Source organism: Geminicoccus flavidas (assembly GCF_009806515.1).
GTDB lineage: Bacteria > Pseudomonadota > Alphaproteobacteria > Geminicoccales > Geminicoccaceae > Geminicoccus > Geminicoccus flavidus.
This window is the reverse complement of the sequence record NZ_WUJP01000911.1, coordinates 1-13,081: the sequence shown is the minus strand read 5'-3', so window position 1 is coordinate 13,081 and position 13,081 is coordinate 1. Positions and strand designations below refer to the sequence as shown.

Annotated in this window: 11 protein-coding genes, 1 pseudogene and 1 riboswitch; all 12 genes and pseudogenes read left to right on the top strand. The window is 63.6% G+C overall.

Annotated features, from left to right (window positions below; genetic code table 11):
• Nucleotides 1-467 (top strand): annotated as a pseudogene (locus EQG76_RS26290) (hypothetical protein); the annotation flags it as partial.
• Nucleotides 468-556: 89 nt separating this feature from the next.
• A complete protein-coding gene (locus EQG76_RS26285) occupies nt 557-1,501 on the top strand; it encodes a hypothetical protein (protein ID WP_159717799.1) in 945 nt (314 codons plus the stop codon).
• 37 nt (nt 1,502-1,538) lie between these two features.
• On the top strand, nt 1,539-1,739 hold the full coding sequence (locus EQG76_RS26280) for a helix-turn-helix transcriptional regulator (RefSeq protein WP_159717797.1): 201 nt from the start codon (nt 1,539-1,541) through the stop codon (nt 1,737-1,739).
• Nucleotides 1,740-1,899: 160 nt separating this feature from the next.
• Complete coding sequence (locus EQG76_RS26275; RefSeq protein ID WP_159717795.1) at nt 1,900-2,079, top strand: hypothetical protein; 180 nt, start codon at nt 1,900-1,902, stop codon at nt 2,077-2,079.
• A gap of 1 nt (nt 2,080) precedes the next feature.
• Nucleotides 2,081-2,893, top strand: coding sequence for a bifunctional DNA primase/polymerase (locus EQG76_RS26270; protein ID WP_159717793.1), 813 nt, complete (start codon nt 2,081-2,083; stop codon nt 2,891-2,893).
• A gap of 2 nt (nt 2,894-2,895) precedes the next feature.
• Nucleotides 2,896-4,446: a YfjI family protein gene (locus EQG76_RS26265; RefSeq protein ID WP_159717791.1), complete on the top strand. Its 1,551-nt coding sequence runs from the start codon at nt 2,896-2,898 to the stop codon at nt 4,444-4,446.
• Complete coding sequence (locus EQG76_RS26260) at nt 4,443-4,892, top strand: hypothetical protein (protein ID WP_159717789.1); 450 nt, start codon at nt 4,443-4,445, stop codon at nt 4,890-4,892. Before EQG76_RS26265 ends, EQG76_RS26260 begins: the two co-directional genes overlap by 4 nt.
• 428 nt (nt 4,893-5,320) lie before the next feature.
• The gene (locus EQG76_RS26255) at nt 5,321-5,665 is read left to right on the top strand and encodes a hypothetical protein (RefSeq protein ID WP_159717787.1); all 345 of its coding nucleotides are present in this window, start codon (nt 5,321-5,323) and stop codon (nt 5,663-5,665) included.
• Nucleotides 5,666-5,674: 9 nt separating this feature from the next.
• Nucleotides 5,675-6,313, top strand: coding sequence for a hypothetical protein (locus tag EQG76_RS26250; RefSeq protein ID WP_159717785.1), 639 nt, complete (start codon nt 5,675-5,677; stop codon nt 6,311-6,313).
• Complete coding sequence (locus EQG76_RS33720; protein ID WP_321573512.1) at nt 6,225-6,476, top strand: HGGxSTG domain-containing protein; 252 nt, start codon at nt 6,225-6,227, stop codon at nt 6,474-6,476. The genes EQG76_RS26250 and EQG76_RS33720 overlap by 89 nt, the downstream gene beginning before the upstream one ends.
• A 70-nt stretch (nt 6,477-6,546) precedes the next feature.
• Nucleotides 6,547-10,230 carry an SIR2 family protein gene (locus tag EQG76_RS26245; RefSeq protein ID WP_159717783.1) on the top strand — a complete coding sequence of 1,228 codons (3,684 nt, stop codon included), beginning with the start codon at nt 6,547-6,549 and terminating at the stop codon, nt 10,228-10,230.
• A 290-nt stretch (nt 10,231-10,520) separates the two neighbouring features.
• Nucleotides 10,521-10,729: riboswitch (cobalamin riboswitch) on the top strand.
• 224 nt (nt 10,730-10,953) lie between these two features.
• On the top strand, nt 10,954-12,924 hold the full coding sequence (locus EQG76_RS26240) for a TonB-dependent receptor plug domain-containing protein (protein WP_159717781.1): 1,971 nt from the start codon (nt 10,954-10,956) through the stop codon (nt 12,922-12,924).
• Nucleotides 12,925-13,081: the final 157 nt, after the last annotated feature.

Here is a 13,081-nt window from a genome sequence, read left to right as displayed (position 1 = left end):
TGGCACCGCTTGCTCAGGCCATCTTGGCAGAGCAGCCAAAGCGCCAAGTGGGCGAAGGCACCGCAAGGCATGTGCGCGATCTGGTATTCGGGAAAGGAAGAGGCGAAAGCGGCTACCAGGGTTGGACCCGCGCCAAGTGGCGCCTCGATGCCCGGATCGCCGCCGCGGTCGCGCATGCCGACGGGCGGGACAAGCCGACGGCGAAGGATCACCTGAAGCCCTGGACGCTGCACGACTTCCGCCGGACCTTTGCCACGGTCTGCGCCGAACAGCTCGAGATCCTGCCGCACGTGGTCGAGGCCTGCCTCAATCACCAGGAGCGGCGGAACACCGGCGTCGCCAGCGTCTATAACCGTGCCACCTATGCCGAGCCGATGGCCCGTGCGTGGAAGGCATATGCTGGCTGGATCGACAGGCTTTTGACCGGCGAGGCGGCCACTACCAACGTGGTGGCGCTGCGCCGGTAGGAGAGCGGGCCCGGCGCTTCCGGGCATGTCGGCCGGACGGGCCCATCCTGGAAGAGACGCCCGTCCGGCCATGCTGAAGGATCAGCGAGATGGCAGATACCACCGCCGGGAAGCCGACGCCACGGCCGAGAAGGCTGAAGGCGAAGGCCGAGGAAATTGCTGCCCCTGCCCATAAGAATGCCACCGCTAGCCCTGCACGGAAGCAGAAGCGAGCCGTGGCCGGCATGAAGGAATGGCAGCATCATCCCTATGCCGTGCACGCTCTACGAACATTCGACCATGGCGCGATCGAGGGATTGCTCACGCGCCACAAGATCGACCTGAAGCCGGTCCCGGGTTCCAACGAGCCACACCCGGAACGGGCCGCGGAATTGGAGCGGGCACTTGCCCAGTGTGAAGCCTACTGGCTCAGGTTCTCGACGGCCCCTAATCCTACGGCCTGGCGTGCGGCCTTCCGCAGGATAGAGCTCCATCTTCAAGCCACCCTCGAAGAACCGGACTGGGCTTTAATGAACCTCCAGGACGGGATCCCGGCATTCCGCATCGATATGCGGGACGCCCTGGATATCTGCTTGCGGGAGGCTCGCCACCAAGAGGCAAACCCGCCGAAGTACTGTCGCGGCCGTGGCAAGAAGTGGGGCAGCATCCAAGGCGTTCTGTTACATATGGCAATTGAGCCGCTTTGGCGGCGCTGGATGCCGGATCGAGGGGGATGCCAGAAGCACGCCTCGAAGGATAATAGCTTAGGTGTGGCGTTTCTTGAGGATGCGGCGCGACTGCTCGGCTGGAATCAATGTCGAGCTCCCTCTTTTGGTGAGAACCGGCACGATGTGCTGCTACCCAGCAGGGGTGCGGAAGGCATCGCACCGGATGAAGGGCTCCGCTTTGACATGCGGGTGGCTGCATACCTGAACGGGTACTGGCTCGAAGACCTGCCCAAAAAGAGGCCTGGCGAGGTCCGGCGGAGCAAGGGCGGAAATCGTAAGCCAAACGCCCCATTTACGCATCAAGACAAACCTAAGGACGGTGCATAAGAGAAGAACTCGCCTGAGCACTTGAGGAATGGCGAGGATGACTGAGCACACTGATCCCCTGGCGGTCGTCACCGAGATCGAGGCCGCGAAACTCCTGAAGGTGGCGATCGTCACCGTGCGACGGATGCGCTGGGCCGGCACTGGTCCACGCTTCGTGAAGCTGTCCGAACGACGGATTGGCTACCGCGTCGCCGACCTCAACGCCTGGCTCGACGCCCGTACCTCCAAGGCCGCCTGACGCGGCAAGGAACAATGCAATGCCTCTGCCTAGAAACGGCGGAGGGCCAGCTCTTGCAGGAGCCGGCCCTCAGGAACAATGCCGCACGTCTACTATCACGCCTGCCGAGCCAGCGCACGCACTGGATATCCTGGCCTGGCTGCGTGGGGCCCAGGATGTGGTGGATGCCATCCGCGATGGCACGGTTATCCGCCCAGAGAGCGTGCAGGCGCTTCTCGCCGCCGAGCCCTCCCCGGATCTCGTCAAGGCTCTGGCCATGGGCCTCGCCGCTCAGAAGCTCGCGGTGCCCTCGGACATCGACGCCGCGTTTCGGGCCTGGCCCGAGCTGATGGGAGCATGACATGACCGATCCGCTCCCAAGGCTCTGCGGCGCCTGCCGCAAATGGCCTGTCGTGCCGGTCGGGACCGACAAGCTGCCTCTTCTGAAGGCCTGGCCCGATCGAGCCAGCGTGGACGAGGACGAGCAGCGTGCCTGGCTGCACCGATGGCCGCGAGCTGCGCTGGCGGTCCATCTCGGCGGTGCCGGGATCATCTGCCTGGACATCGAGGGCACGGCGGGCGGTGCACATGCCACGTCCGGCGAGACCGCCTTCTCCGAACTCCTGGAGCGCCTCGGGCCGCTGCCTCAGACCGCCATAGGCACCACCCCATCCGGAGGGCGGCATCTCTTGTTCCAGGACCCAGGCGGCCTGCGCTCTCGGGTCATCGCTCCCGGCATCGAGATCCGTGCGGGCACCGCGCTGGCTGTCCTCCCGCTGGAGGGAAGAACGCCCGGCCGGTGCTGGATCCACCACCCGGACACCGGCGTCGCCGTTCTGCCGGTGGTGTGGACCGGTGCTTTGCGGCCGCCCCCTCCCCCGCCACCTGGACCACCGATCCGGATCGACCACCGCACTGGCCGTTATGCCCGCGCGGCCCTGGACGACGAGCTGCGTCGGCTGGCCGGCACGGTGGAAGGCGGCCGCAACCATGCGCTGCATGCGTCCGCGGTGCGGCTGGGATCCTTGGTGGGCGCTGGCCTCCTGGATGGTCAGGCGGTGGCGGATCTCCTCGAGCTCACGGCACGCGAGATGGGACTGCACCCCAAGGAGGCGCTCCCCACCATCCGCAGCGGCATGGCCTATGGCGCCGCTCATCCGCGCGAGGTGGCATAGTGGTGGCTAATGTCGTCGAGCTGAAGGAACGGGCCGTAGCACCAGCGGAGAAGGCGGCAGCCGAGGCACCCTGGCCCGAGATGATGCCGCTCTTCGCCCATCACGAGCGACCTCTGGAGTATCCGCTGCATCTCCTGCCGAGGATCATGCGGGACGCCGTCACCGACGTGTGTGCTTACGGCCAGCAGCCCGGGGCCCTGGTGGCATGCAGTGCTTTGGCGACGGCCTCGCTGGCAACCCAAGCCCTTGCTGACGTCGCGCGCACGCCTAGCCTGGTCGGCCCGATCGGGCTGAACCTGCTCATGGTCGCCGAGAGTGGCGAGCGGAAGACCACGGCGGATCGGCGGATGGCCCGTGCGATCCGGCAGTGGCAGCAGCTCCGGCGAGCCAACCAGCGTGCAGAGCACGAGCAGCAGAAGGATCGGCGGGCAATCTGGACGGCCAAGCGGGACGGCCTGCTCGCGGCAATCAAGAAGGCGGTGGGCGCCGCCAAGCGGGAGGAGCGGGACAAGACGGAGGAGCTCGAGGCGGCGCTGCAGGGCATGGGGCCAATGCCGGTCGTGGATCCGCTACCGGTCCTGTTCATGGAAGACACCAACCCTGAGGCGCTATCGATCGATCTCGCCAACGGGTGGCCGTCCTCCTCGCTATGGTCCGACGAAGGTGGCCTCGTGGTCGGCGGCCATGGGATGAGCGAAGAGGCGATCACCCGCTACCTCTCGCTCCTGAACCGACTGTGGGACGGCAACCCGTTCACCCGGCGGCGTTCGACCCGGGAGAGCGTCGAGCTGCGCGGCCGCAGGTTCACTGCCAGCCTGATGATGCAGGCCCAGGTGGTGAGCAAGCTCCTGGCCGCCGGTGACGGTGTCAGCCGGGAGAATGGCTTCCTGGCGCGGTTCCTGATCGCCTGGCCACGCTCGACCATGGGCACCCGGCTCTATCGCCCGGGATCGACCGAGACCCCCGCCTTGGCCGTCTGGGACGAGCGCTTGACGCAGCTCTTGGAGATGCCGCTGCCGGTAGATCCGGAGGCGGATCTACCGATGGTGCTGAAGCCACCGGTGTTGCCCTTGAGCCAAGCTGCGTTCGAACGCTGGCGCTCCTTCTTCGACGACGTCGAGTGTGAGCTCGGCATCCGCGGTGAGCTCGGCGATCTCACCGACTTCGGCGCCAAGGCGGGCGATCATGCGGCGCGGATCGCAGCGGTGTTGCACGTACTGGTGCACGGGCCGGCCGGCGAGATCGGGCCGGAGCTGATGGAGGCCGGCGTTGAGATCGCCGCATGGCATCTCCATGAAGCCAGGCGCCTGTTCGGCATGATCGGCCGGGATGGTGTGGCAACCGATGCGGAAGCGCTTCTGTCGTGGGCCATGGAAGAGCCCGAGGCACCGTCAATGAAGCGCATCCTGCAGTTCGGGCCCTCACGGGTTCGGGCCAAGGAACGTCGGGATGCGGCGATCGCCAAGCTCACCGAGCATGGGCTGGCCAGGGTGGTGAAAGAGGCCCGAGCAGAACGGCTGATGGTCAACCCCGAGTGGCGGGGCGTGCCATGAGCCTGGCCGAGTGCTGGGAGGCGCAGAAGAGAGAGGAAGAGAGCTGTCTTTCTTCTTCTCTCTCCTCCACCACCACCTCTCGCGCGCGCGGACGCGCACATGCGCGCGCGCACGCGCCCCCGCGACCCTCCCCTGCTACCCCGCTACCTTTGCTACCTTCCGGCGGTGTTTCTGGCCGGTTTGGCCTCTTTTCGGCTTCTCGGGTAGCAGAGGTAGCAAGGGTAGCATCCACCGCACCTCCAGTTTTCGAACAGGCGCGCACTCTGGGCTGGCGCGTCGAGGCCCTGCCGAGCGGCATCCTGGTCGACACCCGCAGGCGGCCGACGGATCCGGATCTGCTCGACCGGCTGCATGGCCTGCTTCTGCACGGCGATGAGTTGCTGGATCCTGGCGAGGTCGTGCTGCGCGGCGAGCTCGATGCGATAGAGCAGGAGTTCCTGCCATGACCGACCGGCAGCGCGCGCTCATGCGCTCGCGGCCCTGGCCGAAGCGCGACGCCGCGGCTGGGGCATCGTCCTGGTGGGCGGCCAGCCGGTGATCACCGCGCCCTTGCGCAGCCTCAGCCCTGCCCTGCTCGACCGCATGATGCAGTTCATCGATGCGGTCACCGACATCCTCGAGGAGGAACGCTGCCGATGAGCTGGAGATGCTCCGGATGCTGACAGACCACTGCCGCCGCACATCCCTCTAGTCGGATTATGACAAATAACCATCCGGAAAACGGCGAGAGCTATCGCCACCTCTGGCAGGAGATTGTCCAGCAGTATAGCGAGGCCGCGGCCGTGGAGGGATACGCCTTCGCCTGGGACGTTCCGCCTGAGGAGGCCCATGCTTGGCTCGTGCAGGCTAATGTCCTGCCGGCGGAGACAAGCCCATGAGCGCCTACCAAGCACCCAAGGTGCTGCTGACCACGCTTACCGAGCGCACCAGTGCCAAGGGCAACGTCTACCTGACCGGCTGGCTGGCCAAGGCCCGGGTCATCGGCTTTCGCGGCGACGACGACGAGCACGGCAACCCGACCTGGAACCTCTACCTGTCGGAGCCAGAGCGGCGGGAGAACGGTCAGGCTGGTACCTCGGAACGGCAGGAGCGGCCGGCACGGTCCGCGCCAGCATCCAACGAGCTGCGGCGCCAGCAGCGGGCGAACAAGGCCGCCTTCGAGGCCCAGCGCCGGCATGAGGACGCGATGGCCAACCTGAACGACGAGATCCCCTACTGAGGAAGCGCGATGGCGAGGAAGAAGCCGGAGGCCACGCAGCCTTCGGATCCGCAACCGATGGACGAAGCGGCGAGCGTGAAGCGCCACGTCCTGAACTGGAAGGACCGGCCAGACGTGTCCGGGCTGAGTTCCGGGGCGGCGACGTTCAACCTGCTCAACCAGGTGACCATGGGGATGTACTACGGCACCAACCCCGCGAAGGAGATCCTGGAGTGGAAGCAGTATGCCGCCGTGGCCACGATGAGGGCGATGGCGCCGCAGGACGCGATCGAGGGCCAGCTGATCGCCCAGATGGTGGCGACGCACGAGGCAGCCATGGACTGCTACCGGCGTGCGGCGATCGAGGGGCAGACCTTCGAGGGACGGCAGACGGCGCTCAATCTCGCGAACAAGCTGCTGCGGACTTATGCAGTGCTCACCGACACGCTGAACAAGCACCGCGGCAAGGGCCAGCAAACGGTGCGGGTCGAGCATGTGACGGTGGAAGCCGGCGGCCAGGCGATCGTCGGCAACGTAACCACTGGGGGTGGGGGTGAAGGACGAATCGGACATCAACCCCATGCAACGCTGGCCGATGCTGGATTGCCCCCGCTGCGGCGCGAAGACGCGGAGCGGGTTGGCGTGCCGAGCGCCAGCAGTCAGACATAAGAAGCGCTGCCGCATGCATGGCGGAACTCCAGGAAGTGGTGCTCCCACGGGTGCTGCGAACGGCCGCTATCGCACCGGCAGACGCACCAGGGAGATGCAGGAACTGCGGCAGCGGGTGGCGCGGCTGGTGCGGGAGGCGGCGAAGTTTGTCGTGATTGTTTAGCATCTATCTGAATAAGTCTACTATCACCTTAGATGCGCATATCTTCTCCGACAGAATGAGGATAATTCCATTGCAATTCATTGATAAAGGCCCTGACGTGCCTCTAAGCTTGATTGCAGACCAGGAGCGGGGCGATGTACTTTTTATATGTGGAGCAGGCGTTTCTAGAGGCGCTGGCTTGCCTCTATTCCGTGGCTTGGTCGAGCGTGTTTATCTCGAGCTGGGCGAAGATTGGCGCGGCCATCCGGCTGAAGCAGCTGGAATGGAGAAGGATGGGCTGCTCTACGGGCAATATGATCGGGTAATTCGCAGCCTCGAACGGCGTCTTGCAGCAGGCGACACTCGATCCTCTCAAGGCATGCGCGACCGTATCAGAACGGCTGTCCGAAATGCGTTGACTACTCCACCAAACCCAGATCTATCCAATCATCTTGCCCTTCTGGAGCTCTCGCACGATCAGGAAGGCAGAATTCGCCTACTGACGACCAACTTTGATACTCTGTTCGAGCAGTCATGGCGCAACGTGAACGGGCAGCCTCTGAGCAGCCATGCTTGCCAAGCGATGCCCCGCCCTAAGGCAGCCTCTTTCAGTGGCGTTCTTCATTTGCATGGACGTCTCCGTGACGAAGACCTTGACCTCGAAGAGACCGAATTAATCCTTACTAGCGCGGAATTTGGTGATGCCTACCTCCGAAGCGGATGGGCCTCGCGCTACGTCTACGACCTAGCACGTACCCACATCCTGGTGATTGTTGGTTACCAGGCAGAAGATCCGCCTATGCGGTACTTGTTAGAGGCACTGGAAGCGGACCGCGAACGTTATCCTGACTTGAAGGCGATCTTTGCATTCGCTGGCATTGAACGAGGTGCAGAGCAGGTTCAAGCCGCGTTATGGCGAGCTAAGGGTCTCCACCCAATCTTGTACGAGCTCGACCATGACGGCGGCCACACCCGCCTCTACGAGACTTTACGTAGATGGAGGTCCTACGCCGAAGATCCGACGACATGGCGTAGAGGACGTCTTGCGGAACTCTTAGCTGGTATGCCGGCAACAGCGAGTACCAAGGACCTTGATCAGATCGTGTCGCTCCTCCGGCACAATGATGCCGAACGCATTCTAGCCGAGATTGCACCGGCACCAGAATGGATCCCGGTGCTGAAAGCACAAGGTGTGTTTCCCGATGGTGGAACCTCACCCGGCCCATGGATCGCCTGTCGCCTCAGTGAAGCGAACATGATCCGTGCCTGTGCTGAAGCGCAACTGAAGGACGAACGAACCTGGGCCATCATCGAGCGGACACTTGAGCGCGAACTAGGTTCACTTTGTGTCGAGCGGCAGGCATGGCGTCTAATTGCGCGAGCGGCTCATGCTCATATCCATAGCCTGCGAAGTAGATGGTATGACATCCGCAGGCGCATTGATGCCCGTGACTTTGGCTATGAGACCCGCGAAGCCATCGCGCATGCCTTACGGCCACAGCTCAAGATCCGTAGACCTTATGAATGGCCCGGCTTAGCAGATTCGAACGATGATTCACTGCGTCTCAGATGCTTGGTAGACATCGACTTTGAGGTTCCAGATCACGCGCCGAGGGTACAAGAGGTCCTGCAGGAGTGGCCGCAGGACAACCAAGAGGTTGCACTGCTACGCTCCATCTGGAGAACCCTAGAGCAGGCTCTTGAGGAAGCCGATGATGCAGGTTTTCTTGAGGGACTGGATAGAGCCAGTTTCGATGTGCCTTCCATAGCCGATCATCCGCAGAATCAGCACCGCGGCGGCTTTATGCCGATTATCCGAATGGCCGCGGATCTCTGGCAGCGGCTTGCACTAAGAGCCGCTCCGGAGGCAAAGCGATTTGCAGCCATCTGGGCTGCATCCGGGTTCTGCCTGATCCGCCGCCTCTACTTGCACACTCTGACAGAACCATCTGCTTTCACCCCCACCGAAGTCGCGACCACTCTGCGAGGTCTAAATGATGACGATTTCTGGATGCGCGGCCTCAGGCGCGAGGTGATGCGGCTCATGGTAGAGCGCTGGCGAGAATTTGACTTGAAGGAGCGTGAAGCCATCGAGGTCCGAATTCGAGCGGGCGTTCCGCGTAGCCTGTTCGAGCCCGATGCGTTCGGAGACGAGGCTGAATGGGTGTCGATGAGAGACCATTCGATCTTTGAGCGGCTTGCGCGGATCCGGAGTATGGGCGGGCCCCTTGCCGACGAAAGTTTGAGCACCTTGGCCACGCTGCAGGATAACTATCCAGCTTGGCAAGCTGGACCAGGCGACAGGGATGACTTCTGGAGCTGGACCAGCTCAATCGAAGGGCCTCGTGGCGATCTTAAGACTCTCGACGGCGTCGAAGATGCTGACCTAGTGCGTGTCGCGATGCGCCTTCAGGCCGAGAACCACTTCGAGCAAGGGAACGTGTGGCGGCTCTTCTGTGAGGCAGACCCGGAACGGGCGCTCCGCAGTCTCACGGTCAACGCAGCCGTTGGAGATTGGAACATCGAAGCTTGGCCGGCACTCCTCTGCACGGCATGGAATGTCACTCGTGTAGATTTGCAGCAGACTTTAGCCGCTTGGGTGCTGCGGATGCCGGAAGAGCAGGTAAAGCAGATTGCTGCCGCCGTGCTCAGATGGCTAAGAAACTGTCGCTCACAGTTCTCCCAACACGGAATGAATCCATCCAATATAGCTATTTCTTTGTGGGACAAAGTTGCTGACTGTGTATACTCAAATACTGAAGAAGCACCTTCACCGGGCTTAATTGACATCAATGATGCGATCAACGAACCAGGCGGAATGCTAGCGGAACTTTTATGTGACATGCTGAGTGAAGCGAAGCCAGCACCTGATACTGGCTTCGGCCCACTGCTCGCTCAGCGCTTTCAGCGGGTTCTTAACGCCGATGGTCGCGCCGGCACACTGGCTCGAGTCTATCTCGCCCGTGTTCTGCCATGGATCCACCACATCGCGCCGGCACCAATCGAGGAACAGCTCTTGCCGCGCTTCTTTGCAGGAGACGGCGAGGCTAATGCGCTTTGGGGGGCTCGCCTCCGTGGCGTGGTTCCATGCCATGCATCACTGTTCAACGCCCTCAAGCCGGCACTGCTGTCCCTGTTTTCCGATGCCCCAACATCGCGAAGTGAGGCTCGGGGTTTAGCACACAATCTTCTTATTCCAGCAATTTCATCCTTCTTGCCGAACGGCCAAACGTTCGACATCAAGCCAATCGAAGTTCGCTCGGCGCTCGCCTCGACGGTTCCTGAGGTTCGCCATCACGCGTCCTGGATGCTCTGGCGCTGGATGGAAGACGCAGAAGACGAACCCACCGACCGCGCGCAGCGGTGGCGTGAGGTGTTTGCCCCATTCTTCCAAGCGATCTGGCCGCCGGACCTAGACTGCCGGGACAAGCATACCTCACAGAATCTCGTCCAGATGATCTGCGCAACTCGAGAAGCCTTCTCCGAGGCTGTGGATTTGGTTGTGGATGTTCTTGTACCTTACGAGATTTACGACATTCGCAGTTGGATGCTCACTGAAGAGCATCAAATGAACATCCCTTCTCGATATCCATGGGCGTTTCTCAAGTTGCTAAATGCAATCCTTAAGCCGGCTTCTTCTCACGGACCACAAGTTCACCCCATACCACGTGACCTGATGGAGGTCCTTTCTCTTTGCCAGAAGGCAGATCCTATCGTGATTTATGATCCTGCTTACAGACGGCTGAAGAACATCGCCCGCAGCCTGTCGAGTTAGATACAATTGCTGGAAAGCCACGGTTAAAAACACCGAGTTGTCCCAGTATTGATAGTTTGCATTCTTCTGTAGGCTGCGGTCACTGACGACATTTTACTCGACTGTGAGCCGAATGAGAATAAGCGGCATTGCTTTGTGTGGACTACTGAGAGGGCGAGGCGGGCAGAAGGCGACCGCCTCCGCCGCATGATGGATCTCAGGGACAGGCTTGGTCGAATGGCCGTGATGGCGACGGGAGCTAAGCGCGCCCTTCGTGGCTCTCCGATGTTGCTGAACCCTCCACCTCTCCCTATCGTTCGCCCGCCGACGGTTCCCCGAAAGGGGAGGCAAGAGGGAACAGGGAGCATTGGCCGAAGCAGCGGCTAATCGCGAGCCCTGGCTACCCCCGTAACTGTGAGCGGCGAGCTGATCTCCCTTTGATGGCCACTGGGCAACCGGGAAGGCCGGAAGTCAGCGACGACCCGTGAGCCAGGAGACCTGCCGACGGTAGTATCGCTTATCCATGCCTGCGGGTGGCGGGTGTGGGACGGGTACCCGTTCGCGGCGATGCGCTGGTCGTATCGAGGGCGGGAATCCGTGCAGCACATGGACAAGGTAAGTCTCGCAGCGGGCAGCGCCCGCACCGGTCTGCCGCCCTCGGACGGCCATCCATCGGCATGGGTGGCCCGCTTCGCCGGTCTGCCGCCCATGCCCTCGGTTCGTCCCGATCGAGGGGAACGCATCATGGTCATCGCATCCGATGCAGCGCGCCTGGCCGGCGCGGCGTCAATCTTTGTCCTGCTGCTGAGCCAGGCACCGGCCCTGGCCGAGGAGGCACCGCTCGCCCTGCCGGGCGTGGTGGTGAGTGCCAGCCGCATCGCCGTGCCGGCCGAGCAGGTCGGCAGCAGCGTCACCGTCATCACCGCCGAGGAGCTGGCGGAGCGCCAGACCGTGCTGGCGGCCGACATCCTGCGCGACGTGCCGGGCGTGGCGGTGAGCCGGTCCGGCGGGATCGGCACGCCCACCCAGGTCCGGATCCGCGGTGCCGAGGCCAACCAGACCGTGGTGATCATCGACGGGGTGGAGGCGGGCGACCCGGTCAGCGGCGAGTTCGACTTCGGCTCCCTGCTGGCCAGCGACATCGAGCGGATCGAGGTGCTGCGCGGCCCGCAGAGCGCGCTCTGGGGTGCGGATGCGATCGGCGGCGTCATCAACATCGTGACGCGCAAGGGGACGAAGGGCTGGCAAGCCAACCTGTCCGGCGAGACCGGCTCGTTCGCCACGGTCCTGGGTAATGCCCGCATCGCCGGCGGCAGCGACCGGATCGACGGGGCGCTGGCCCTGTCCGGGCTCACCACGGAGGGGTTCAACATCGCGCGCGAAGGCGACGAGAAGGACGGTGCCGGCAACCTCACCCTCCAGGGCAATCTCCGCTATCGCCCGGTAGAGAATCTCGAGCTCGCGCTCACCGGCCGCCACGCGGACACGCGCACCGACACCGATCCGCAGGACTTCGCCTTCCCGCCCACGCCGACGAACGGTCTTGTGATCGACGGCGACGAGCAGACCAGGACCAGCCAGTTCACCGGGCGCGCCCAGGCGACGCTGGACCTCATGGAGGGTGCCTGGCGCCACACGCTGGGCGCGAACCTCACCGAGATCGACTATCGCTACTATGTCGACGGCCAGCGGACCGGGGGCAATGACGGCCGGCGCACCCGGTTCGACTATCAGAGCAGCTACCGCTTCGAGACGCCCGGCTTCGTGGACGCCACCCACGACCTGATCCTGCTGGCCGAGCACGCCCGCGAGACCTTCGAGAACATGGGCGCTGCGCCCGATGCGCCGGAGAACCAGAAGCGGCATCGCGAGCAGACCGGCTTGGTCGGCGAATACCGGCTGGGCCTGTGGCAGCGGCTGTTCCTGTCCGGTGCCGTCCGCCAGGACTGGAACAGCGGGTTCGACGACGCGACCACCTGGCGGCTGACGGCAGCCTACCTGGTTCCGACGGTCGGGACCCGGCTGCACGGCAGCTTCGGCACCGGGGTCACCAACCCGACCTTCTACGAGCAGTTCGGCTTCTTTCCCGACAGCTTCGTCGGCAATCCGGACTTGAAGCCGGAGAAATCCACTGGCTTCGACATCGGTATCGAGCAGCCTTTCCTCGACGGACGGCTGGTGGCCGATCTCACTTACTTCCACGCCGACCTGGAGGACGAGATCGTCACCGCGTTCGACCCGGTCACCTTCCTCAGTACGGTGGTCAACCAGGAGGGCCGCAGCCGCCGTCAGGGCATCGAGCTGGCGATGACGGCGGAGCCATGGGCGGGCGCCAGCCTGCGCGCGGCCTATACCTATACCGATGCCGAGGACCCGGACGGCCGGCAGGAGGTCCGCCGGCCGCGCCATGTCGGCAGCCTCCAGGCGAGCCAGCGCTTCCTGAACGACCGCGTCCAGCTCGGCATCGGGATCCAGTATAATGGCCGCCAGGTCGACAACGAGTTCGTCAGCGCCACACCCAGCACCACGGTCGACCTCGATTCCTACACGCTGGTCGCCCTGTTCAGCGCCTATGCGCTGACCGACCGGGTCGAACTCTATGGCCGGGTCGAGAACCTGTTCGACGAACGATATGAGGAAGTGTTCAGCTACAGCTCTCCGGGCATCGCCTTCTATGCCGGCATGCGCGTCAGCCTGGGAGGCGGGACGACGTGATCCGCCCTGCCCTCCTGAGCCTCCTGGTGCTCTTGCTGGTGCCAGGCCTTGGGGCGGCGGAGCCGCCGCGGCGGATCGTGTCGCTCAACCTGTGCAGCGACCAGCTCGTGCTGCTGCTGGCCAGGCGCGACCGGATCGCTTCGGTGAGCTATCTCGC

Excerpts from the sequence above, each read along its gene's own strand:
- EQG76_RS26285 (WP_159717799.1), top strand. The coding sequence starts at position 557 with ATGGCAGATACCACCGCCGGGAAGCCGACGCCACGGCCGAGAAGGCTG.
- EQG76_RS26280 (WP_159717797.1), top strand. The coding sequence starts at position 1,539 with ATGACTGAGCACACTGATCCCCTGGCGGTCGTCACCGAGATCGAGGCC.
- EQG76_RS26270 (WP_159717793.1), top strand. The coding sequence starts at position 2,081 with ATGACCGATCCGCTCCCAAGGCTCTGCGGCGCCTGCCGCAAATGGCCT.
- EQG76_RS26260 (WP_159717789.1), top strand. The coding sequence starts at position 4,443 with ATGAGCCTGGCCGAGTGCTGGGAGGCGCAGAAGAGAGAGGAAGAGAGC.
- EQG76_RS26255 (WP_159717787.1), top strand. The coding sequence starts at position 5,321 with ATGAGCGCCTACCAAGCACCCAAGGTGCTGCTGACCACGCTTACCGAG.
- EQG76_RS26250 (WP_159717785.1), top strand. The coding sequence starts at position 5,675 with ATGGCGAGGAAGAAGCCGGAGGCCACGCAGCCTTCGGATCCGCAACCG.
- EQG76_RS33720 (WP_321573512.1), top strand. The coding sequence starts at position 6,225 with ATGCAACGCTGGCCGATGCTGGATTGCCCCCGCTGCGGCGCGAAGACG.
- EQG76_RS26240 (WP_159717781.1), top strand. The coding sequence starts at position 10,954 with ATGGTCATCGCATCCGATGCAGCGCGCCTGGCCGGCGCGGCGTCAATC.